Source organism: Mitsuaria sp. BK041 (assembly GCF_014193085.1).
Lineage (GTDB): Bacteria > Pseudomonadota > Gammaproteobacteria > Burkholderiales > Burkholderiaceae_C > Roseateles.
The window spans coordinates 2453245-2477707 of record NZ_JACHYT010000001.1; the positions used below are offsets into that span (position 1 = coordinate 2453245).

Annotated in this window: 13 protein-coding genes; 11 read left to right on the forward strand and 2 right to left on the reverse strand. The window is 72.2% G+C overall.

Annotated elements, in window-relative coordinates; translation table 11 throughout:
• The first annotated feature begins 25 nt into the window (after positions 1–25).
• Together FHT38_RS10405 and FHT38_RS10410 are read left to right on the forward strand one after the other, a co-directional pair.
• A complete protein-coding gene (locus FHT38_RS10405) occupies positions 26–991 on the forward strand; it encodes a hypothetical protein (RefSeq protein WP_183491702.1) in 966 nt (321 codons plus the stop codon).
• A 243-nt stretch (positions 992–1234) separates the two neighbouring features.
• A complete protein-coding gene (locus FHT38_RS10410) occupies positions 1235–2395 on the forward strand; it encodes a GGDEF domain-containing protein (RefSeq protein ID WP_183491703.1) in 1161 nt (386 codons plus the stop codon).
• A 106-nt stretch (positions 2396–2501) separates the two neighbouring features.
• Here FHT38_RS10410 and FHT38_RS10415 read toward each other — a convergent pair whose 3' ends face one another.
• The gene (locus FHT38_RS10415; RefSeq protein ID WP_183479650.1) at positions 2502–3305 is read right to left on the reverse strand and encodes a polysaccharide deacetylase family protein; all 804 of its coding nucleotides are present in this window, start codon (positions 3303–3305) and stop codon (positions 2502–2504) included.
• A gap of 217 nt (positions 3306–3522) precedes the next feature.
• On the opposite strand from FHT38_RS10415, the gene FHT38_RS10420 reads away from it, so the two are divergent.
• The 9 genes from FHT38_RS10420 (at position 3523) to FHT38_RS10460 (ending at position 23389) form a co-directional block, all read left to right on the forward strand.
• On the forward strand, positions 3523–5106 hold the full coding sequence (locus tag FHT38_RS10420) for a glycoside hydrolase family 28 protein (RefSeq protein WP_183491704.1): 1584 nt from the start codon (positions 3523–3525) through the stop codon (positions 5104–5106).
• Positions 5107–5178: 72 nt separating this feature from the next.
• The gene (locus tag FHT38_RS10425) at positions 5179–6735 is read left to right on the forward strand and encodes a methyl-accepting chemotaxis protein (protein WP_183491705.1); all 1557 of its coding nucleotides are present in this window, start codon (positions 5179–5181) and stop codon (positions 6733–6735) included.
• Positions 6736–6879: 144 nt separating this feature from the next.
• Entirely contained in the window at positions 6880–8013 is a 1134-nt protein-coding gene (locus tag FHT38_RS10430; RefSeq protein ID WP_091724681.1) for an ABC transporter substrate-binding protein, read from the forward strand.
• Positions 8014–8131: 118 nt separating this feature from the next.
• On the forward strand, positions 8132–8773 hold the full coding sequence (locus FHT38_RS10435; RefSeq protein WP_221213990.1) for a response regulator transcription factor: 642 nt from the start codon (positions 8132–8134) through the stop codon (positions 8771–8773).
• A complete protein-coding gene (locus FHT38_RS10440) occupies positions 8757–11993 on the forward strand; it encodes a histidine kinase (RefSeq protein WP_183491707.1) in 3237 nt (1078 codons plus the stop codon). The genes FHT38_RS10435 and FHT38_RS10440 overlap by 17 nt, the downstream gene beginning before the upstream one ends.
• Positions 11994–12232: 239 nt before the next feature.
• A complete protein-coding gene (locus tag FHT38_RS10445; RefSeq protein WP_183491708.1) occupies positions 12233–12517 on the forward strand; it encodes a helix-turn-helix domain-containing protein in 285 nt (94 codons plus the stop codon).
• Positions 12518–12539: 22 nt separating this feature from the next.
• Entirely contained in the window at positions 12540–15161 is a 2622-nt protein-coding gene (locus FHT38_RS10450; RefSeq protein ID WP_183491709.1) for a 2-oxoglutarate dehydrogenase E1 component, read from the forward strand.
• A 49-nt stretch (positions 15162–15210) separates the two neighbouring features.
• Positions 15211–21666: an MBG domain-containing protein gene (locus FHT38_RS10455; RefSeq protein ID WP_183491710.1), complete on the forward strand. Its 6456-nt coding sequence runs from the start codon at positions 15211–15213 to the stop codon at positions 21664–21666.
• A gap of 28 nt (positions 21667–21694) precedes the next feature.
• Positions 21695–23389, forward strand: a complete 1695-nt coding sequence (locus FHT38_RS10460) for a ShlB/FhaC/HecB family hemolysin secretion/activation protein (RefSeq protein WP_183491711.1) — start codon at positions 21695–21697, stop codon at positions 23387–23389.
• Between the two features lie 45 nt (positions 23390–23434).
• Here FHT38_RS10460 and FHT38_RS10465 read toward each other — a convergent pair whose 3' ends face one another.
• The gene (locus FHT38_RS10465; protein ID WP_183491712.1) at positions 23435–24445 is read right to left on the reverse strand and encodes an expansin EXLX1 family cellulose-binding protein; all 1011 of its coding nucleotides are present in this window, start codon (positions 24443–24445) and stop codon (positions 23435–23437) included.
• Positions 24446–24463 lie beyond the last annotated feature (18 nt).

Sequence of the window (24463 nt, forward strand, 5' to 3'; positions counted from 1 at the left end):
GGGCGCCGGCAACCCGATCGCGGAGATGACGACGCAGCAGATCCGTCCCGACATCATCGACACCTACCTGGTCGGTGTCGGTAGTGGCGCGTGGCCCACCTGGAACAGCCCGGACGGGGCCTATGTGACTTACACGGCCGCGAACGTGTCGGCCGTCGGCGCGGTGCCGATGTTCACGCTCTACCAGATGGCGAGCCGGGGCGAGGGCAACCTCGCCGCGATCAACGACGCGAGCTTCATGACCCCCTACTGGGCCCAGGTCAAGCTCATGTACCAGAAGATCGGCGCGACCAACCTGCCCACGCTGGTCAACCTGGAGCCGGACTTCTGGGGCTTCGTGCTGACCGGCGCCCCGGGCGGCGACCCGACGAAGGTGCCGGCGCGCGTGAGCCAGGTGGCCGAATGCGCGAACCAGCCGGACAACGCCGTCGGCATGGCGGGCTGCCTGCTGGCGCTGGGGCGGACCTACGCGCCCAAGGCCCGGATCGGTTTCCCGCCGTCCTTCTGGGGCCGCGACGCCACCACCGTCGGCAACTTCATGCTGAAGCTGGGCGCCGACAAGGCCGACTTCATGGTGGCCCAGACCAGCGACCGCGATGCCGGCTGCTTCGAGGTCTCGCCGCCTCCGTCCGAGTGCGCCGGTCGTGGCAACGGGCCGTTCTACTGGGACGAGAACAACGTGGCGACGCCCAACTTCCATCAGGACCTCGCCCAATGGGTCGCCGTGCAGGGCAAGCTCGGCAACCTGCCCATCCTGTTCTGGCAGACGCCGATGGGCGTGCCCTCGTCCACGCCCGGCGGCACCTGGGGGCACTACCGCGACAACCACGTCCAGTACATGCTGACCCACCCGACCGAGTACACCGCCCGCGGCGTGTTCGCGATCGTGTTCAGCGGCGGCGGCGCGGGTTCGGTCAACATCACGACGGACGGCGGCCAGTTCGCCCGCCTGTTCAAGGCCTACCTGGCGAATCCGGCCCCGCTGCGCTGAGCGGCAGGCAGCATCGGACGCGTGGCGGCCGCGGGTCGCCGCGGCGCCCGGTCGTCCATCGGCCAGCTTCTGCGACGAGAATGCGCGCGGGGCGCGGCCCATCCCTCGGGATGCGGACCGCCCCACGATCGCCTGCCCCGGCGACAGCCACCGAGGTTCGATACCGATGGCCGGCCTGCGCGGGGTGGTCCTCAACCGCCAGACCCGCGCACCCGGCCGCTCGTGTGCCGGCCGAGTCCCCGCATGCTGTCCCGTCTCGATCTGCCGACCGTCCTGTTGTTCTACAACACGTCCCTGCTCGCCGGCGCGTTCGCCATCGTCCACGTCCGTCGCAATTCATGCCGCCCCGAGGGCCTCATGGGGCTGGCGATCGCCTACCTCATGCTGGCCGCCGGAGCCGCCCTGGCCTGGAAGGGCGAGGAAGCCGCCCTGCCCGCGGCGGTCTGGACGCACGGCAGCCTGCTGCTCGGCACGGCCGGCTATGCGGTGTTCCTCGCCGGCATCCTCGCGATGAGCGGCCGCCGCCGCGTCCGCTGGGGGCTCCTGCTGACGCCGGTGCTGCTGTGTTTTCTGGTGGGGCTGGTCACCGGATTCCCCCGCGACAACCTGAGCCGCGCCGGCGTGTTCCATGCGGCCGCCGTGCTGTCGCTCGCGTGCAGCGCCCACGAGATGCTGCGCAATCATCGCCTCGAGGCCTTGCCATCGAGCCGGCTGCTTGCGGCGCTCCTGGCGCTCAGCGGCGGCGTCTACACGCTCAGGCTGGTGTTCATCCTGAATGGCACCGCGGGCAGCGCCGGCTTCTCGCTGGCGTTCTTCGTGCAGATGTTCTGCCATTTCGGCATCGCCCTGATGGTGGCCACCATCTCCAAGGAGCGCGCGGAAGTGCGCCTCGCCCAGTTGGCGGACACGGACCCGTTGACCGGCGTGGGCAACCGCCGCTGGCTCGGCACGCGCCTGCCCAAGCAGCTGCGAGGCCACAGTGCGGTCCTCCAGCTGGACCTGGACCGGTTCAAGCGCATCAACGACCAGTACGGACACGCCGCCGGCGATGCGGTCCTGGTGGCCTTCGCCAGCTGCCTGAAGGCGCAGCTGCGCGAGTCCGATCTGCTGGCCCGCACCGGCGGCGAGGAGTTCCTGGTGTACACGCCCAACGTCACCGAGGCGGTGGCGCGCTCCATCGCCGAGCGACTCCGGGCCAGCGTCGAGCAGTTGCGGATCGTCGAGGACGGCACGCCCCTGCCGGTGTCCACCAGCATCGGCGTGGCCTGGGTGGCGGACGGCAGCGCGCCCGCGGAGGCCTGCCTCGCCCGGGCCGACGAGATGCTCTACGAGGCCAAGCGCGACGGCAGGAACCGCGTGGCCTTCGCCACGATGGCAGTGCAGGCGCCCGACCGCGCCGCATGACGCGTGGCGGCGGCCCGGCGGGCCATCGCCGTCGCCGTCGCCGTCGCCGGATGATCCTCGTCGCGCGAACGCGCGCCGCTCGCGGCCTTCATCGCGGACAACGGCCCTACTCCTCGCGCCACTGCAGGTGCACCACGCGCAGGCCCTGGGCCTTGATCGTGCGCAGCAGCAGCGGCAGCGCCGCGGCAGTGCGGTCCTGCGCATCGTGCAGCAGCACGATGCCGCCACCCGAGGCGCCCAGGCGCTGCGCGAGCTTGTCGGCCATCTGCTGGGCGCTCTGGGGCTCCCAGTCCTCGACGCCCAGGTCCACCGACATCACGGTGTAGCGCGAGGCCGCGAGCGCCTCGCGCAGGACCGGTGTTTCCTCGAGGAAGGGAAAGCGGTAGGCCGCCGCCCGGCCGCCGAAGACCTCGCGGTACGCGGCCTCGGCCGCCCGCAGGTCGCCGAGCTGCTCCGATGCGGGCAGTGACGCGAAGTGGGGATGGCGGAAGCCGTGCAGGCCGACGCTGTGCCCCTGCGCCTTCACCTCCCTGGCGAGCGCCGCATCGGCCAGCATCGGCTCGCCGTTCATGAAGAAGGTCGCCCGCACGCACTCGGCCTTCAGCGCCTGGAGCACGAGCGGGGTGGAGGCCGGCCGCGGCCCGTCGTCGAAGGTGATCACCACCTCGCCCGGCTGCAGCGGCAGTGGCCCGTGCTGCGAGCGACCGTAGGCCGCGGCTTCACGTGGCAGCGTCAGCACGCGCGAGGTGCCCAGCGCGGCCGGGCCGCAATCGGCCGCCGCGCCCAGCGCCTGGCCCAGCGCGAGCACCGCCAACGCCGCACGCGCCGTGCGCAGCCGCGGCCGGCGCGCCGTCCGGGCCGAGGCCCGCGCCTCGTCGGCCTCGGGGACGTCGCCCCATGCATTCCTCATGTCGTCTCCTGCGGTCATGGTCGCCGGCGAGCTTATCGAACGGGCGTGCCACCCGCAGCGGTGCATCCACCGATACCGCCTGTTTCCACGCCGGTGACGCGACGGTGCGAACTCGGTGATGTTTGCGTGGCGACTCCTCCGTAAGCTGCGGCCCCCGATCAATGCTTCGCGCCCGCCTCGGCCCCACCGCAGCTGGCGCACCGACTTCAAGGATCCCATGTCCCTGTCCTGCTCGATCCGCCACCTCGCGGCCGTCACCGCGCTTGGCGCGGCCGCCCTGCCGGCGGCGCACGCCGCCTCGTTCAATCCGACGTTGCCGGCCGAACCGCGCCTGCCCACCGCCACCGAGGTGTGCAAGACCCTGACCGCCTCGCTGACGCAGACCGGCGGCCTGCTGCCGAGCTCGGTCGACGCGGATCCCACGCACTCGCAACCGGACACCGCCCAGATCCAGGACGCCATCAATCACTGCCCCGCCGGCCAGGCGGTGCGCCTGGTCGCCAGCGGCAACGCCAACGCCTTCCTGTCGGGACCGCTGGTGCTGAACAGCGGCGTCACGCTGTGGGTCGACAGCAACGTGACGCTCTTCGCGTCCCGCAGCCCCAAGGACTTCGACAACGGCGGCGGCCGCTGCGGCACCGCCGGCGGTGACGGCAAGTCGTGCAATGCGCTGATCCGCCTGAAGAATGCCGCGAACAGCCGCATCGTCGGCGACGGCCGCATCGACGGCCGCGGCGGCGCGGTGCTCACCTCCGGCCCCAACGCCGGGAAGATGACCTGGTGGGACGTCGCCAACCTGCTGGAGGCGACCGGCAAGAAGCAGAACAATCCGCGCCTGGTCAACCTGATCGGCGGCAGCAACTTCACGCTCTATCGCATCTCGCTGCTCAACTCGCCGAACGCGCACGTCGTCGTCAGCGGGCTGACCGGCTTCGTGGCCTGGGGTACCAAGGTGCTGGCGCCGTCGCTGGCCTACGCCAAGCCCAACTACGCCTGCGCCGCCGGCACGACGCCCAACCCCGACGTCGCCGCCACCCAGCCCAGCACCTGCTTCACCCCGGCCACGGCCGCCAACACCGACGGCATCGACGTGGTCGAGAGCTCCAAGGTCAGGATCGCGCACTCGTCGATCAGCACCGGCGACGACCACATCGCGATCAAGGCCGCCGACGCGCCGGCCTCCGACATCTACATCGCCCACAACGACCTGTACCACGGCCATGGCATGTCGATCGGCAGCGAGACCACGCAAGGCGTGAACCAGGTGCGGGTCGACGACCTCAGCATCGACGGTTTCGACGACGCGCAGGTCAACGGCCTGCGCATCAAGACCTACGACAGCGTCGGCGGAACGGTCAGCAACGTGATCTTCGCCAACGTCTGCATGCGCAACGTCAAGCAGCCGCTGATCTTCACGCCCTACTACAGCTCGGGCAACCACAGCACCGCGCCCAACATCAACGACATCCTGCTGCAGAACATCCATGTGCTGAGCAGCGCGAAGTTCGGCGCCGGCAAGCTGGTCTTCCGCGGCTATCGCAACGGCAGCGTCGTCAACCCGCTGAAGATGACCCTGGACAACGTCGTCTTCGACTCGACGAGCTTCCTCACCGCCGACGGCAAGAAGGGCGGACCCACTCAACCGGAGGATGCGACCTTGACGCTGGGCCCCGGGCCGGTGACGATCCCCTTCGCGGCGTCGTCGACCTTCAAGCTGATCGACCAGCGCGGCGGCGCCCAGGCACCGCGGGCCTGCGACAGCGCCTTCCCGCCCTTCCCCCTGGCCGAAGCGCCGATCTGAACGGGGGCCACCGCGCTGGCGCGGTGGCCTGCCGATGCGCTACAACCCGTCCATTCGACGAGGGAGATCATCGTGACCGCATTCGCCAACCTGAAGATCGGTGCCCGCCTGACCGGCGGCTTCGCGGCGGTGATCGCGCTGCTGATCGTGCTGGCGGTGATCGGTGTCACCAAGATCAGCGCGGTGGACGCCGACACCGAGGTCATCCTGCATGACCGCTTCGTCAAGGTGCAGCTGGCCCAGACCGTCGAGAACGAGGTCAACAAGCAGCTGCGCGCGATGCGCACCGCGCTGATCGTGTCCGACCGCGCGATCGTCGAGGGCGAGCTGGCCAAGATCGAAACCTCGCTGCCGGTGGTCGGTCGCGCGATCGACCAGCTCGGCGCGACGGTGCACAGCGAACGCGGCAAGGCGGCGCTGCAGGCGCTGATCGACGGCCGGGCGAAGTTCAAGGACAAGGAGCGGCAGCTGGTCGACCTGATCAAGGCCGGCAAGGTCGACGAGGGCCGCACGCTCCTGGTGACGGACATCCTGCCGCTGCAGACCGTCTACCTGGGGGCCGTCGAGCGCTTCGTGGAGACCCAGGCGGAGAGCATGGAGGAGTTCGGCGCGCAGGCCTCGGCGCTGGCCCGCGGCGCCCGCACGCTGATGATCGTGCTGTCGGTGATCGCGGTGCTGCTGGCGGTGGGCATCGCCGTGCTGCTGACGCGCTCGATCACCCGGCCCATCGCCCAGGCGGTGCGGGTGGCCGAGACGGTCGCGGCCGGCGACCTCACCTGCACCATCGCGGTCGGCGCCCGCGATGAGACCGGGCAACTGCTGGCCGCGCTGCGCTCGATGAACGACAGCCTGGTGCGCATCGTCGGGGAGGTGCGGCTGAGCAGCGAGTCCATCGCCGCCGGCTCGACCCAGATCGCCACCGGCAGCATGGACCTGTCGCACCGGACCGAGGAGCAGGCCTCCAGCCTCGAGCAGACGGCCGCGGCGATGGAGGAAGTCGCCTCCACTGTGCAGCGCAGCGCCGACTCGGCGCGCAACGCCACGGCGCTCGCGGCCACCGCCAGCGAGGTCGCCACCCGCGGCGGCTCGGCCGTGGCCGAGATCGTCGCGACGATGCGCGACATCAGCGCCAGCTCGACCCGGATCGCCGACATCACCGGCGTCATCGACGGCATCGCGTTCCAGACCAACATCCTGGCGCTCAACGCGGCCGTGGAGGCGGCGCGCGCCGGCGAGCAGGGCCGCGGCTTCGCGGTGGTGGCCGGCGAGGTGCGCACGCTGGCCCAGCGCGCGGCCACCGCCGCCAAGGAGATCCGTGCGCTGATCGGCGAGAACGTCAGCCGCGTCGAGACCGGGTCGCGCCTGGTCGAGGGCGCCGGCACCACGATGGACGAGATCGTGCGGCAGATCCGGCAGGTGGCCGAGCTGATCACCGAGATCGGCACCGCCACCGGCCAGCAGAGCCTGGGCATCGGCGAGGTCAGCAAGGCGGTGCACGTGCTCGACCAGGTGACGCAGCAGAACGCCGCGCTGGTCGAGGAATCCGCCGCCGCCGCGGACAGCCTGAGCCAGCAGGCGCGCCGGTTGACCGAGCTCGTCGGCGCTTTCAAGCTGCACCTCGGGCGCTGAGCGGCAGTGCGGCAGTGCGGCAGTGCGGCTGGCGGTCTTCCGGGCAAATTTCCGCGCCAGTGAACGCGGCGTCAGCGCTCGGTGATGTCTGCGGCGCGGTCCCTCCGTAAGCTGCGGCCACCCCTTCCAACCAGCAGTCTTGCCATGCGCATGTTCTCCACACTGGGTGTCTTTTTCTCCACCATGGCGGTGGCCGGCGCCGCCGCCGCGGCCGATCCTGCGGTCACCGGGACCATCCTGCTCGGCCAGGTCGCGCCGTTCAGCGGCCCGTCGGTCAAGCTGGCCGAGGAATACAACCTGGGCGCACGGACCTACTTCCAGGCGCTCAACGAGCGCGGAGGCGTCAACGGCCATCGCGTCGAGCTGCGCACCCGCGACGATCGCTACGACCCCGCCGAGACCGCCCGCCAGGCCAAGGCGCTGATCGAGCAGGACGACGTGTTCGCGCTGTTCGGCACCGTCGGCACCGGCACGACGCTGGCGGCCGTGCCGGTCGCCACCGCGGCGGGCGTGCCGCTGTTCGCGCCGTCCACCGGCGCCGAGGCGCTGCGCACGCCGCTGAACCGGCAGATCTTCCATGTGCGCGCCGGCTATAACCAGGAGGCCGATTACATCGTCGAGCAGCTCTCGACCAGCGGCCTGCGCAGCGTCGCGGTGCTCCATCAGGACGACGCCTTCGGCAAGGCGGCGCTGGAGTCGGTGACACGCGCGCTGACGCAGCGCGGCGTGAAGAACGTGGGCATGGCCGCCGTCGAGCGCGACGCCACCGAGGTGGCCGACGTCGCCCGCAAGCTGGCCGCCGGTCATCCGCAGGCGGTGATCCTGATCGCCTCCTACACCTCGAGCGCCGCCCTCATCAAGACGATGAAGAAGCAGGGCTACGCCGGCCAGTTCGTCGCGACCTCCTACGTCGGCGGCAAGTCGCTGGCCGATGAGCTCGGCGGCGAGGGCAGCGGCGTGTGGATCTCCGAGGTCGTGCCCTTCCCCTGGGGTGAAGGCACCGCGCTGCAGCGCGAGTACAACCAGGCGCTGCAGCGCGCTGGCGTGCCGCACCGCAGCTTCGGGTCGATGGAGGGCTTCCTGGCCGCCAAGGTCTTCACCGAAGGACTGCGCCGCGCCGGCAAGGAACCGAACCGCGCCCGGCTCATCGCCGCCCTCGAGTCGATGCAGGGCTGGGACGCGGGCGGCTACCGGATCTCCTACTCGCCCACCGACCACGCCGGCACCCATCGGGTTGAGATGACAATGATCGGCCCCGGAGGCAAGTTCGTGCATTGACGATGACACCCAGCATATCCAGCGACCGCCCCTGCCCGCGCCCTGCGCGGGCGGCTCTTTTCCCGCGATCCGCCTCGCATCCCCGCGGACCCGCCGCGCGCGACCGGGGGGCTTGGCGGTGAGCCCCGCCGCCAAGACCCGCGTGGTGATCGCGGACGATCATGCGCTGGTGCGCGAGGGTCTGCGCAAGGTTCTGGAGCTCGATGACAGCATCGAGCTGGCCGGCGAGGCCGCCAACGCCGACGAGGTGATGGCCCGCCTGGCGCAGGGCGGCGTCGACCTGCTGCTGCTGGACCTGCTGATGCCGGGCTGCACCGATGTCGAGCTGATCCAGCGCATCCACGCCGCCCATGCCGGGCTGCCGGTGCTGGTGCTGACCATGCATGCCGATCCGCACATCGCGCGCCGCGCGCTGGAGGCCGGCGCGGGCGGCTACCTGACCAAGGACATCTCCACCGAGCTGCTGATCGACGCCATGCACCACGTGGCCGCCGGCCGCAGCTACGTCGACCCTTCGCTCAGCGCCGCGCTGATCCGCCAGGAACCGAAAGCGCCGGAGCCGCTGGAATCGCTGTCCCCGCGCGAGCGCCAGGTGCTGGTCGCGCTGGTGCGCGGCCAGTCGCTGGTGGACATCGCCGCCGCGCTCCAGGTCGCGCCGAACACGGTGAGCACCTACAAGACACGCCTCATGGACAAGCTGGACCAGGCCTCCCTGAGCGACCTGGTGCGATACGCCGTGCGCCATGGCATCGTCGACTGAGCACGCGACCGGGCTCGCCCCGGTCGTGTCGCCGGCGCGGCGCCTGCTCGACCTGCTCCCCTCAAGCGGCCCACCCGCCGCCTCGCGCAGCCTGCCGGCTCGCTCACGCCGGGCGCGTCTTCCGCTCCTCGCTGTCGTCGCCGCCCTCGCCCTGGCGCTGCTGGCGGTGCTTTTGCCCCTGCCCGCGCGCGCCGAGCGCATCGTGCTGGCCTCCTACCAGGAGCGCGAGGGCCTGCAGAACCTCACCCCCACCTGCCTCACGCAGGACCGGCGCGCGGTGCTGTGGATCTGCACCGAGAACGGCCTGTTCCGTTTCGACGGCTTCCGGGTCCATCGCGAGCCGCTGCCGGTCGCGGTCGGCAACGGCATCTGGGGCGGCCGTGTCGACGGGCTCGGCCGGCTCTGGCTGACCACCGACCAGGGGCTGTTCCTGCGGCGCCCGTCGAGCGACGCGGCACGCCCGGAGGGCGGCGAGGCCGCGGACTGGGTGGAGATCCGGCGCGCCGACGGCCAGCCGCTGGACGTGGCCTTCGACGGCCAGTTCGACGTCGACGAGCGCGGCGTGCTGGTGGCGGTCGATCGCGACCATCGGTTCTGGACGGCCACGGTCAGCGATGCCGGACCGTCCACGGTCCGCGCCGAGCCCCTCCCCGTGGCTGCCCTCGACCGCCCGCCGGCGGCCGGCTACGTCGAGACGATCCCGCTGCGGCGGCTCGGCGACCGCCTCTGGTTCGGCTGCGGCGACGGCCTGTGCGCCTGGGACCGACGCCAGGCGGCGGTGACGCTGTGGTCCGCCGCGCAGGGCCTGCCGCCGGAAACCTGGGCGACGCTGCTGGTCGGCCGGGACGGTAGCCTGTGGGCGCGCGGTCGCAGCCACCTGGCCCGCCTGGCGCCCGGCGCCCAGCGCTTCGAGACCGTCGAGGCGCCGATGGTGAACCAGGAATGGGAGGCCAGCAGTCCCCTCATCGAGGATCCCCGCGGCGGCATCCTGATGGCCACGGCGACCGGGATCGCCCGCTGGGACGGCCAGGCCTGGCAAACCTGGTCCCGCGATGACGGCCTGCCCGACTCGGCCGTGCGCAGCCTGCTGGTGGACGGCGACGGCGCGCTGTGGCTGGGCGCGTCCGGCCAGGGTTTCCATCGCTGGATCGGCTACGGCGACGTGGACCATTGGAGCCGCGCCTCGGGCCTGCCGTCCGACGTCGTCTTCCGCCTGCTGCAGGACCGCAGCGGCCGCCACTGGGCCATCACCCGCGAGGGCCTGGCCTGGTTCGACGCCGCGGCCCGCCGCTTCCAGCCGCTGCCCCCTTCCGCCGCCACGGCGCCCCGCGTCGCCGGCATCGTGGCGGGGGCGGCCATCGATGCCGCGGGCGACCTCTGGTGGCTGGACCGCGGCCAGCTCAACACCATCAAGGCGGGCGGCACGACGGCCCGCCGCGTGCTCACCGAGCCTGCGCTGCTGGGCCTGCTGACCGGCCATGGCGGACAGCTCTACCTCACGAGTCGCTCGCGGATCGAGCGGCTGATTCCCCAGCCTCACGGCGGCGGCGTGAAGCGCGAGCCGGTCGCCACGGACCTGCCCGGCGGCGAGCCGGCCGTCGCCGTCTTCAGCGACGGCACGACGGACTGGTTCATCAACGTCCGGTGGCAGGTCTTCCGCGCGCAAGGCGACGCCTGGGTGCCGCTGCGCGACGACCAGGGCCGGGTGCTCACGGCCTACACCGCGACGGTCGCGGAGGGCGCGCTGTGGGCGTCGGACGACCGGGGCGTGGCGACCTACACCTTGTCCGGCGACCGCGCGCAGCTGCGGCGGCGGATCCCCAAGGCGTCCTTCGGCGGGGCCGATCCGATGTGGGTGGTCCGCGGCCCGGGGAACGAGATCTGGCTGGGCACCGGACGAGGCGTCTTCCGCCTCGGCCCGCAGGGCGAGTGGCTGGGCCTGCTGGACCGCGACAGCGGCCTGGTGTGGAACGACGTCAATGACGACAGCTTCCTGCTGGACGCCGCCGGCGACGCCTGGATCGGCACCAGCGGCGGCGCGACGCGGGTGCGCCGGCGGCCGCCGCCGCCGGGCGCGCCCGCCGTGTTGCGGGTGGACCGGCTGGAATTCGGCACCCACCAGTTCAGCGGGCCGCCGACCGCGCCGGTGCCCTGGACCGACCGCCAGCTGCGCATCACGCTGGGCACGCCGACACTCTCGCTGCCGCGCGACCGCCGCATCGAATACCGGCTGTCGCCGCAGGCGCCGTGGCGCACGGTCGAGGGCGCGTCCATCGACGTCGGCGCCATGGACGAGGGCCGGCACCTGCTGACGCTGCGGGCCGCCGGCCGCGTGCCGCTGGAGCCACCGGGGCCGGAGCTGGTGCTGCCCTTCACCATCGCGCCCCCGTGGTGGAACTCGCCCGGCATGCGGCTGACCTACCTCGCGCTGCTCGGCGCGCTCTGGTGGGCGCTGACGCTGTGGACGCAGCGCCGCGCGCGGGCGCGCCGGCGCACGCTCGAACGGGCCATCGACGAGCGCACGGCCGAGCTGCAGGCCTCGCGCGAGGCGCTGCACCGGCTGAGCGAGCACAACGCGCTGGCGCTCGAGCAGGAGCGCACCCGGGTGTCCCGCGAGCTGCACGACGAGCTGGGCCAGCAGCTGGCGGCGCTGCGCCTGGAGATCGCCGTCATGCGCGCGCGCGCCGCACGGGCCACCGCCTCGATCGACGCCGGCCAGTTGGACCTGCTGCATGAGCGGGTCGACCGGCTCGTCGCCGCCGTGCGCGCGGTGGTCTCGCAACTGCGTCCGCCGGCGCTCGATGGCGGCCTGGAAGCGGCCTTCCGCTGGCTCGGCACCGAGTTCAGCCGCGACACCGGCCTGCCCTGCGACGTGTCCGTCGCGGCGGGCGCCGGCCAGCTGGGCTCCGAGGCCGCCACACAGCTGTTCCGCGTCGCGCAGGAATCGCTCAACAACGTGCGCCGTCATGCCGACGCGACCCGGGCGGCCCTGTCGCTGTCCTTCGACGACGGCCTGTGGATCCTCACGGTGCGCGACGACGGTCGCGGCTTCGACCCCAGTGGCCGGCCCGCCGGCTACGGCGTGATGGGCATGCATGAGCGGGCCCGCCTGCTGGGCGGGACGCTGTCGATCCACAGCGCACCCGGTCAGGGCACGGTGGTCGAACTGCGCGTCGTGCCCGGCACGCCCGCAGCGCCACCGTCCCCCTACGGTACGTAGTTGTTCGACTACACGAAGTGGCAAAAGTGCGGATTCCTGCACAGGTTTTTCATTGCATCGTCCTGTAGAGTTTCACCTACACGCTCGCAGTAGCTCTTCAGGATCCCACGATGTTCATTGCCGTGCCACCGCGTCATGCGGCTTTCCTCCCGACGGGCCTTGATGCGGACAGCCGCGCGGAACCCCCTCTTCGACCCTCGGTGCCCTTCTCCGACGCCAGCTGGCGTTTCGGTGAATGCATGGTTCGGCCGGCCTGTCGTGACATCGTTGTCAGCGGCCAGTCGCGTCACCTGCAACCGCGCCCCTTCGACCTGCTGGTCCACCTGATCGAGCACCGCGACCGCGTGGTCAGCGCCGACGAGCTGCTGGACGTGGTCTGGGGCGAGCAGGATGTGCAGCCCGGCGCGCTGGCGATGGCGATCGCGCGGATCCGCGCGGTGCTGCAGGGGGCGCTGCCGCCCTCGGTCGAGATCATCCGCACCTACCACCGCGTCGGTTACCGCTTCGTCGCCGCACTGGAGTGAGCAGACCCGGCGCGAACCTCCCATGAGTTCCTTCCGTGTGGGCACGGACGCGCCCCGCCCCGCCGTCACGGCCCTGATCGAGGCCTTCCGACGCGACGGCCACCGCCATGCGCTGCTCGACCCGCTGGCGACGAGCTCGCGGGTGCGGCCGCCCCGCCCTGCCGACTTCGGCCTGGCGCCGGGCGATGCGCTGACCGGCGACGGCGGTTCGGTGATGGGCGCGACCGATGTCGAAGCGCTGTTCGCCCGGCTGCGGGCGATCTACTGCGACACCTTGACGCTGGACGCCTCGGCCGTGCGCAGCGCCGAGCGACGCGACTGGCTGCAGCGCCGGATGGAGTCGGACCGGCCGGTGCTGACCGGTCCGGAGGCGGCCACGCTGCTGCGCCGCCTGGCCAATGCGCAGGCCTGGGAACGGCATGTCGCGCGCCTGCATCCGCAGGCCAAGCGCTTCTCGCTCGAAGGCTGCGAGGCGCTGCTGCCGCTGCTCGAGCAGGTGCTGGAGACGGCGGCCGCGCAGGGCGTGGACCAGGTCTTCATGGGCATGCCGCATCGCGGGCGCGTCAACCTGCTCGCCACCCTGCTGGGGCATCCGGTCGCCGAGCTGCTGGACCACTTCGCGACCGAGCCGGTCCATCCGGAACGCCAGCGCGAGCTGGTCCACCAGCTGGGCGGCGACTATTGGCTGCACACCCCGCGAGGCGAATTGCGGGTCGCGCTCGCGAGCAACGCGTCCCACCTGCAGAGCGTCTATCCGGTGGTGCTCGGCCGGACCCGCGCGGCGCGCAGCGCCGACGGCCCGGGGCGTGAGCGCAGCATCGCCGTCGTGCTGCATGGCGACGCCGCCTTCGCGGGCCAGGGCGTGGTGATGGAGACGCTGGCGCTCGGCCTGCGGCCGGGTTACGAGGTCGGCGGCGTGCTGCACATCGTCATCAACAACCAGCTGGGCTTCACCGAACCCAACCGGATGGACCCGATGGCCGGGCGCTTCTGCACCGATCCGGTCCGGATGATCGATGCGCCGGTGCTGCGCGTCGGCGCCGACGATCCCGAGGCGGTGCTGCAGGCCGCGCGCCTGGCGGTGGACTATCGCGCCCGCTTCGCCGCCGACGTGGTGCTGGACCTGGTGGGTTATCGGCGCCACGGCAATTCCGAGCACGACGTGCCCGCGCTGACCAGCCCCGCCCTGTATCGACGCCTGGCGCGTCGCGCCAGCGTGACCGCGCTCTACGCCGACCGGCTGGTGGCCGATGGCCGCTTGTCGGTCGCCGAGGGACGCGCCTTGGCGGCCGCCGGCGACCGCTTCGATCCCGACGCGGCGCCGGGCCGGCCGGTTCGCGACCTTCCCGCCGCGATGGCCCGGCCGCTCGGCCACGACGCGACCGCGCACGCCGTGCGGGAAACCGATCGGACCGGGAGCGTCGCCGCGCCCTCGCCCGCGCATGGCGAGCCCACGGCCGCGCTGACGACGGCCGCCGTGCGCTTCGCCCTGACGCTGCTGACGACGCCGCCGCCGCGCTTCGAGCCGCATCCGATGCTGGCCGCGCTGCTGGTGCGTCGACGCGCCCTCGCGGCGGACGAGCACCTGGGCGTCGACTGGTGCACGGCCGAGGCGCTCGCGTGTGCGACGGCCTTGCGCGCCGGCGTGTCGCTGCGCCTGTCCGGGCTGGACGTGCAACGGGGCACCTTCATGCATCGGCACGCGGTCTGGCACAACCAGGCCGACACCGCGCCGTCGAGCTGGACACCGCTCGCACCCGCGGCGCGACGCGGCGCGCGGCTGGAGATCCACAACTCCCTGCTGTCCGAGGAGGCGGTGCTCGGCTTCGAGTACGGCCACAGCGTGCAGGCCCGCGACACGCTGACCGTGTGGGAAGCGCAGTTCGGCGACTTCGTCAACGGGGCGCAGATCTTCCTGGACCACTACATCAGCTGCGGCGAGGAGAAATGGGGCCTGCCCAGCGGCCTCACGCTGCTGCTGCCGCATGGGCACGAGGGCGCGGGGCCGGAGCAGTCCAACGCCTTCCTGGGCCGCATGCTGCAGCTGTGCGGCGCGGACAACCTGCGCGTCGCCTGCCCGTCGACCTCGGCCCAGTACGCGCACCTGCTGCTGGACCAGGCGATGACGCCGCGGCGCAAGCCGCTGATCGTGCTCACGCCCAAGACCCGTTTGATGAGCGACGCGCGCAGCCAGACGCCGGTCCGGATGCTCGCCGACGGTCGCTTCGAGCCCGTGCTGGACGAGGTCGCGGCCGATCCGGCCGTCGTGCGGCGCGTCGTGCTGTGCAGCGGCAAGCTGCATTACGAGTTGCGCGACGGACGGGACGCGATGTCGGTGTACGCCCCCGAGCGGGCGGCCGAGATCGCGCTGGTGCGCGTCGAGCGGCTCTACCCGTTCCCGAGCGATGAACTGGGCGCCGTGCTGCGGCGTTATCCGGGCCTGGAGACCGCGGTCTGGGCGCAGGAGGAAACCCGGCACCAAGGCGCGTGGCATTTCGTGCGCGACGAGTTGTCGGCGCTGCTGCCGGCCGGCGTGACGCTGCGCGAGGTCTCGCGGGCGCCCTCCGCGGCGGGGGCGACCGCGTCGGCCGTGTTGCACCGCGAGCAGCAGGCGGACCTGGTGCGGCAGGCCCTCGATGGCTGATTCCGCCGCACTTGCGTAAGAATGCGACGTCACGTCTGCAGGCCCGCCCATGAACAAGCACGTTCCGCGCGTTCCGCATCGAAGTGCCCCGCCGGCTCCGCTGCCAGCCCCGTTGCCGGTGGCCTGCGCCGCGGCGATCCTGCTGGCGGGCGCGGCCCTGGCGCCGTCCGCGGCGGCCGCGCCGGGCGGCGGCCAGGTGACCGCGGGCAACGGCCGCATCGTCCAGGGCAACGGCACCACCACCATCACGCAGCAATCGCCCCGGCTGGCGATCGACTGGACCAGCTTCGGCATCGCCGCCGGCGAATCGGTCCGCTTCATCCAGCCCGGCCCCGGCGCGATCGCGCTGAACCGCGTCACCGGTCGTGAACCCAGCAGCATCCTGGGCGAGCTCAGCGCCAACGGCACCGTGTTCCTGCTCAATCCGAACGGCGTGCTCTTCGGCCGCGGCGCGCGGGTCGACGTCGGCAGCCTGGTCGCCAGCACGCTGCAGCTGAGCAATGCGGACTTCGAGGCCGGGCGGCATGCGTTCTCCGGCGACAGCGCCGCGAGCGTCGTCAACCGCGGCACGATCCAGGCGGGCGCCGGCGGCAAGCTGGCGCTGATCGCCGCCAAGGTCGAGAACGCGGGCACGCTGAACGCGGACGGCGGCAGCGTGCTGCTCGCGGGCGCGTCCGCGGTCTCGCTGACGCTGGCCGATGGCCGGCCGCTGGGCTACACCATCAGCCGCGGCGCGGCCCAGGCGCTGGCCGCCAACGGCGGGCTGATCGTCGCCGATGGGGGCCATGTCGTGCTCACCGCCAAGGGGCTGGACGGGCTGGCCGAGTCCGTCGTCAACGCGTCGGGCGTCGTGCAGGCCAGGACGGTGCGCCAGGACCGCGGCGTGATCGAGTTGATCGCCGACCCGGCCACCGGCGTCGCGCGGGTCGAGGGGCGACTCGACGCCAGCGCGCCGGAGGCCGGCGGGGTCGGCGGCACGATCCGCGTGCTGGGCGACAAGGTCGGCGTCTTCGACGGCGCGCGGCTGGACGCCCGCGGCGCCGGCGGTGGCGGCCAGGTGCTGGTCGGCGGCAACTTCCAGGGCGCGGGACCGTCGCCGAATGCGACCGCCGCCTATGTCGCGCCCACGGCCGCCATCGACGCGAGCGCCACCACGCGGGGCGACGGCGGCGAGATCGTCGTCTGGGGCACCGAGGTCGCGAACGTCTTCGGCCGACTGAAGTCCGTCGGCGGACCGCAAGGCGGCGCCGGCGGTCGCATCGAGACCTCCGGCCATGTGCTGGACACCACCGGCATCGATGTCGAGGTCTCCAGCGGCGGCCTGTGGCTGCTGGACCCGTACAACGTCACCATCTCCACCGGCACGCAGACCGGGGGCGGCTTCTCCGGCGGCATCTGGACGCCGAGCGCGAGCGGCTCGCTGGTCAGCGTCAACAGCATCCAGACGCTGCTCAACAGCGGCAGCAACGTCACGATCCGCACCGTCGGCGCGGGCGCGCAGGAAGGCAACATCGCGATCAACGGCAACATCGCCAAGACTGCGGGCGGCGCCGCCACGCTCAGCCTGGAGGCCGACGGCCGGATCACCACCAATGCCAGCGCGGGCACGCATCGCACGATCACCAGCACCAGCGGCGCGCTGAACGTGTCGATGAGCGCGGCGGCGACCACCACCGCCTCGGGCAACAGCCCGATCAGCCTGCGCTTCCTGGACATCAACGCCAACGGCGGCAACATCACGGTCACTGCCAACCGCGCCTCGGCGGCCACGGCCGCGGCGGTGGACCTGAGCACCAACGTCTGGACCACCGCCGGCGCGGGCAGCATCGCGATCACCGGGACGCAGGCCGGCAGTGGCAACGGGATCGGCGTGTGGTTGCGCTCGAACAGCTTCAGCACCGCCGGCGGGTCGATCTCGGTGAACGGCACCAGCGGCGGCATCGCGACGGTCACCGGCACGAACGCCAATGGCGCGCCGCTGTTCTCGACCGGCAACATCGGCGTCTACCTCAACGGGGGCAACACCCTGAGCAGCAGTGGCGGCGGCGCGATCACCCTGGCCGGGACCGCGACCGGCAACACGGCCACCTGGTCCGGCAGCGCGGTCACGCTCGGCGCGCTGGACGCGCTGTCGACCGCCGGGGCGCTGACGATCACCGGCACCGCCTCCAATCCGTCGGCGAGCACCTACCGGAACCAGCAATCCACGGTGGCGCTGATCGGCAGCAGTTCGAACGCGGTCACGCTGACGGGCGGGTCGGTGACGATCAACGGCACGAACACGACGGTCGGCGGCGCCGCCAGCACCAGCAATGGGAACGCGGCGGTGAAGCTCGACGGCAAGGTCGACATCACCGCGTCGACCGGCGCGCTGCACATCGCGGGCAGCAACGCGGGGGGCGACGGCGTCTGGGGATCCGGCACCGCCGCCGTCCGGCTCAGCGCGCCGGCGGCGATCCCGATCCAGATCTCCGCGCAGGCGCTGGACACGGTCAGCGGCTACACCGGCTTCTACATCGGCGGCCCGGCGACGCTGTCGGTGCTGACGCTGGCGCCCTTGCAGATCAGCGCCGAGAGCCAGGTCGCCACGCGGCGCGCGCTGTGGAACAAGGGCGGGCTGATCGTGCCCGGCGCGCTGAGCATCACCACGGCCGCCGGCATGGTGGCCGACGACACCACCTTCGGCGGCTACTTCCACATCGGTGGCGCGACCTCGATGACCGCGGCCGGCGCGGGCAACACGGTGAGCCTGGTCAACGCCGGCAATGCCTTCTCGGGCGCGGTCGCGGTGACGGCGGCGGACACGACCTTGCGCAACAGCGCGGCGCTGACCTTCGGGGCGTCCAGCATCAGCGGCGCACTGACGGTCACGGCGCCCGGGATCTCGCAGAGCGGCGCGGTCTCGGTCTCCGGCGCGAGCACGCTGAACAGCGGCAGCTCGGCCATCACGCTGGCCAATGGCGCCAACGCGTTCGGCGGCGCGATGAGTCTCACCGCCGGCAATGCGACGGTGGCCGCGAATGCGCCGTTGACCTTCGGAGCATCCACGCTGACCGGCTCGTTGACTGCGAGCGCGCCCGGGCTGCTGCAGACGGGTGCGCTCTCGGTCGCAGGCACGACCGCGTTCAACAGCGGCGCGTCGGCGATCACGCTGGCCAACAGCGGCAACGTGTTCACCGGCGCTGTGAGCCTCGCCAGCGGCGACGCAACGATCAACTCCAGCACGGCGCTGCTCCTCGCGGCCTCGACCTTGAGCGGTGGCCTCACTGCCACCGCACCGGGCATCTCGCAGAGCGGCGTCCTCTCCATCGCCGGCCCGAGCGCGCTCAACAGCGGCAGCTCGGCCATCACGCTCGCCAACGCCGCCAACGTGTTTGGCGGCGCGATGAGTCTTACCGCTGGCAATGCGACGGTGGCGGCGAATGCGCCCCTGACGTTTGGAGCGACGACGCTGACCGGCTCGTTGACTGCGAGCGCGCCCGGGCTGTTGCAGACAGGCGCGCTTTCGGTCGCAGGCACGAGCGCGCTCAACAGCGGCACGTCTGCGATCACGCTGGCCAACAGCGCCAACGCGTTTGGCGGCGCGATGAGTCTCAACGCTGGCGATGCGACGGTGGCCGCGAATGCGCCGCTGACCTTTGGAGCGTCGACGTTGACCGGCTCGTTGAACGCGAGTGCGCCGGGGCTGTTGCAGACGGGGGCACTCTCGATCACGGGCACGACCGCGCTCAACAGCGGAACGTCGACGACCACGCTCGCCAACAGCGGCAACGTGTTCACCGGCGCTGTGAGCCTCACCAGCGGCGACGCAACGATCAACTCCAGCACGCCGCTGCTGCTCGCGGCCTCGACATTGAGCGGTGGCCTCAGCGCCACCGCGCCGGGCATCTCTCAGAGCGGCGTCCTCTCCATCGCCGGCCCGAGCGCGCTCAACAGCGACAGCTCGGCCATCATGCTGGTCAACGGCGGCAATGCGTTTGGCGGCGCGATGAGTCTTACCGCTGGCAATGCGACGTTGGCGGCGAATGCGCCCCTGACGTTTGGAGCGACGACGCTGACCGGCTCACTGAACGCGAGCGCGCCCGGGCTGCTGCAGACGGGCGCGCTCTCGGTCGCAGGCACGACGACGCTCAACAGCGGCACGTCGACCATCACGCTGGCCAACACCGGCAACGTGTTCACCGGCGCCGTGAGCCTCATCGGCGGCGATGCGACGATCAGTTCAAGCACGCCGCTGCTGCTCGCGGCCTCGACATTGAGCGGTGGCCTCAACGCCACCGCGTCGGGCATCTCGCAGAGCGGCGTCCTCTCCATCGCCGGCCCGAGCGCGCTCAACAGCGGCAGCTCGGCCATCACGCTGGTCAACGGCGGCAACGCGTTTGGCGGCGCGATGAGTCTCACGGCTGGCAGTGCGACGGTGGCCGCCAATGCGCCGCTGACCTTTGGAGCATCGACGCTGACCGGCTCGTTGACTGCGAGTGCGCCCGGGCTGCTGCAGACGGGCGCACTCTCAGTCGCAGGCACGACCGCGCTCAACAGCGGCAGCTCGGCTATCACGCTCGTCAACGGCGCCAACGTGTTTGGTGGCGCGATGAGTCTCACGGGCGGCGATGCGACGTTGGCCGCCAACGCGCCTCTCACGTTTGGAGCGTCGACGCTGACCGGCTCGCTGATCGCGAGCGCGCCGGGTCTGCTTCAAACGGGTGCCTTGTCGGTCGCGGGTCCGTCCACGCTCGACAGCGGCACTTCGGCCGTCACGCTCGCCAACGTCGGCAACACCTTCGGCGGCGCGCTGAGCCTCACCGGCGGCGACGCGACGATCGTGGCCCACACGCCGCTGACCTTCGCCGCATCGACGCTCAGCGGCTCGCTGACGGCCAGCGCGCCCGGGCTGCAGCAGACGGGAGCGCTGTCGGTCGCCGGGACTTCGACGCTGAGCAGCGGCACCTCGGCGATCACGCTGGCCGACGCCGGCAACGTGTTCACCGGCGCCGTGAGCCTCACCAGCGGCGACGTGCTGCTCAACACCAGCGTCCCGCTGGTCTTCGCGCCCTCGTCCGCGGGCGGCGCGCTGCGCGTGAGCGCCCCTGGCATCCAGCAGGTCGGCGCCGTCTCGGTGACCGGTCCCGCCACGCTGGACGCCGGTGGCGCCGACATCGCCCTGCCCCGCCCGGACAACCACTTCGGCGGCACGCTGAGTCTGACCGCCGCCGACGCCAGCGTTGCCGCCGCCGGACCCCTGGTCCTCGGCGCTTCAGCTGTGAGCGGCAACCTGGACCTGACCGCGTCCGGTGTCTCGCAGCTGGGCGCGCTGGCCGTGGGCGGCACCACGACGCTGAATGCCGGCGGCGGGGCCGTCACGCTGCAGGACCCGCTCAATGCCCTACACACGCTGCGCGTCGTCGACGCCGGCAGCCTCGCCGTCGTGAACGGCCGGGCGATGACTGTCGATGGTGTCGGCGCAACGGGGAATGTCTCGTTGACGACGACCTCCGGCGACCTGACCGCCTCCGGGACCTGGCGCGTCAGCGGTGGCGACCTCCTCCTGTCGGCCGGCGCCGCCCGCGCGCGCGGCGATGCGGCCGGCGGCGACGTGATCAGCACCGCCACGCTGAGCCTGGACCCCGGCCGCCTGCTCTCCGTCTACACCGGCAGCCTCGACGGGACCGGGCTGGCGGGCACGCTGGCCGAGCGCGCGCCCGACGGCAGCGGCAATTTCCGCTATGGCCGGCAGGCCGGCGACGCGCCGGGCGCGACCGGCATCGGCGACGGCAGCACCTACGTCCTGTACCGCGAGCGCCCCGTGCTGACGGTCACGCCCACCGACGGCGCCAACACCAAGGTCTACGACGGCGGCCTGAGCGATCCCGGCATCGCCTACACGGTGGCGGGCCAGCGGCACGGCGACAGCGCCGCGATGATCCTCACCGGCAGCCTGGACCGCGCGTCCGGCCAGGACCGCGGCCGCTACGCGGTCCAGCCGGGCACGCTGGCCGACCGCCTCGGCTACCTCGTCACCGTGACGCCCGGGCACAGCTACGAGATCACGCCCGCGCCGTTGCTCGTCTCGGTCACGGACGCCAGTCGCCTCATCGGCCGGCCCGACCCGGCGTTCTCGGTGACCTATGCCGGCCTGGTCGCGGGCGAGACGGCCGCGACCAGCGACCTGTCCGGCACGCTGCGCTACCTCACCGGCGCGACGGCATCGTCCCCGCCCGGACGCTACGAGGTGTCGGTCACGGGCCTGTCCAGCCGCAACTACGACATCCGCTATGCGCCGGGCGTCCTGACCGTCTTCCCGGCCAGCGCCGGCCTGATCGCGACCGGCTCGGAGCAGGCCGCGTCGCGTTACCTCTCGGCGCTCGCCGACCTGTTCTGGAAGGCCCGGACCATGACCTCCGCACCGCTGGACCACCTGGAACCGGCGACGGTGGGCATCGGCCGCTGGTGGACCGGGACGCTCTCGGTCGAGACCCGCGATCCGCCGCCGGAGTCGGTGCGATAGAGTCGCCGGGTCCCACGACGATCCCCTCATGATCCGCCGCCCGCGCGACACACCCCCAGCCCATCGAACCCTCGTCCAGGCCTCGCTGCTGCTCCTGATGGCACAGCAGGCCCAGGCGGACGCACTGCCCATGGCGGCGGAGGCCGCCAATCGCGCCAGCGCGCCGCCCAGCCTGCTCACCACCCCGCCGCGCGACATCGCCTTGCCCCGTCGCCCGGACGATCCCGCCCAGGCCTCGGCCGCCGCGGACGCGACCCCCATTCCCGTGCGCCGCGTCCGCGTCACCGGCGCGCGGTTGTTCCCGGCCGAGGCCCTGGAGGCCCTGGTCGCCGACCTGAACGACGGCGCGCGGACGCTGGACGAGCTCGCACGCGGCGCGGCCCGCATCACCGAGCACTACCGCGATCACGGCTGGTTCCTGGCACGCGCGGTCCTGCCGCCGCAGACGATCCGGGATGGCGAGGTCGAGATCCGCGTGATCGAAGGCCGCTTGGCCGAGGTGCGTGTCCAGGTGGCCCCCGGCAGCCGCATCGACGCCTCGGTCCTCGAGGCCCGGATGGCCGCGATCCCGCTCGGCGAGCCGCTGAACCAGGCGCAGGTGGACCGCACGCTGCTGCTGCTGTCCGACCTGCCCGGCGCCCGGTTGAAGGCGCGGCTGCAGGCCGGCGCGCAGCCCGGGGACACGACGATCTCGATCGAGTCCGAACCCGCCCCTCTGGTCAGCGGCCGGATCGAGGCGGACAACCACGGCTCGCGCTACACCGGCCAGCGCCGCGCCGGTGGGTCCATCGTGCTGGACAGCCCGACCGGGCACGGCGAATCGATCAGCGCCCGCCTGCTCGCGAGCGAGGGCGACCTCTACTACGGCCGCCTGGCGGCGCAGCTCCCCCTCGGCAACGGCGGATGGAGCACGGGGCTGAGCGTGACGCGCACCCAGTACGCGCTGGGCTCGTCCTTCGCCGAGCTCGACGCGCGCGGCCAGGCCAACGTGGCGGAATGGCAGCTCAGCTATCCGCTGATCCGCGGCACCGCCCTCAACCTCACCGCGCAGGCCAGCCTCGAGCGTCGTCGCCTGAACGACGAGATCCGCGCCACCGGGACCGCCACCGGCAAGCGCGCGACGCATGGCACGCTGCAGCTGATGCTCGGCCTGCGGGACGATGTCGGCGCCGGCGCGGATACACGGATCGCGCTGCGCGTCGGCCGCGGGCACCTGGGCTTCAGCTCGCCGGACGCGGCGCTCATCGACAGCCTGAGCGCGCGCACCGCGGGGCGCTACGGCACGCTCAACCTCGACCTGCAGCGCAACCAGCGACTCGGCGGCGGCTGGGGTGTGCTGATGACGGCCAGCGGGCAGCTCGCCTCGCGCAACCTGGACTCGTACCAGAAGTTCGTCCTCGGCGGCGTGCAGGGCCTGCGCGGCTACCCCTCGGGCGAGGCCGTCGGCGACGAGGGCTGGCTCGCGTCCGGCGAGCTCTACTACGCCGCGAACCCGGCCTTCATTCCCAGCGTGTTCCTGGGCGCCGGCGGGGTGCGGCTCAACGAGGCGCCCTTCCTCCCGACGGACAACCGCCGCACGCTGCACAGCTACGGCGCCGCCCTGCGCGGCACCTGGCGGACGATGGACTGGACGCTCTCGATCGCCGGACACGGCGCGGAGCGGGCGCAGTCCGAGCCGGACCGCGCCGTGCGCGTCTGGGTCCAGGCCGGCTGGGCGTTCTGACCGGTCAGGGTCGTCGCGCCGGTCCGGCCGCCGTGCCCGTCCCGCTCAGCGATTGGCGCAGAAGCCGAAGGAGGTGGTCGCGCCGGCCTGCAGCGTCTGGTTCCAGCTGACGCCCACCGCGCTCGCGCTGGTGCCGCTCTGCGACACCGTCGCGTTCCAGGCGGTGTAGACCGCGCCGACGACCGGGAAGGACACTGTCCAGTTCAGCGGCGTCGCGTTGGGATTGCCCACGGTGACGTTGCTGCAGTAGCCCTGGCCCCAGTCGTTGGCCACGCTGATGCTGACCGTGGCCGGCTGCGCGGGCGTCGTCGGCGTGCCGCCGCCGCCGGACGATCCGCCCGAGCCCGCCGCCGGCAGGACCAGCGGGAACTGCTGGCCGAGGTCGATCTCCGTCGTCACCGCCAGCGTCACGTTCGGGGCCAGCATCTGCTGGCCGAAGACGTCGGTGATCCGGATGTCGTAGGGGCCTGGGCCCATGCCGCTCGGGGCGATGAAGTAGTTGTACATCTCGCGGCCGAGCGTCGTGAACGCGCCGCCGCTGCTGGGCCGGTATTCGAGCGAGGCCACCGGGCCGGCGTGATCGCGAACCTGCACCCCCGCCCACCACTGGCTCGATCCCTCCTTGAAGAACAGCTTGGCCGAGCGCGCGTTGCACGACACGTAGCGCCAGCTGATGGGGATGCGTCCGGCCTCGATCGGCGAGATCTTCGCGAAGGCCTCCTGCGACAGGTCCACGTCACCGGGCGCGCACTCGGGGCAGCGGTCGTCGACGCGCGCCACCACCTTCTGCTGCGTGTTGAGGTTGGTCACCTCGATGCAGGCGCCGCAGGCCTGCGCGGTGTTGTAGTCGGCGGTGTTCATCGCCGCGGTCAGGATGTCGGTGGGCTTGGGCAAGGAGCAGTTGCCGCCTCCGCCGTAGCCGTAGAAGGTGCCCTGCCCGGTGTGGGTCTGCTGGTAGTTGCCCTGCGCCGCGGCGGTGAGCTGCAAGCCCGCCAGCAAGCCGCCAACCAGCAGCGACAGGAACGCGCGGCGCTGCGCCGCAAGCCGTGATGTCATGACGATTTCCCCCGTTGA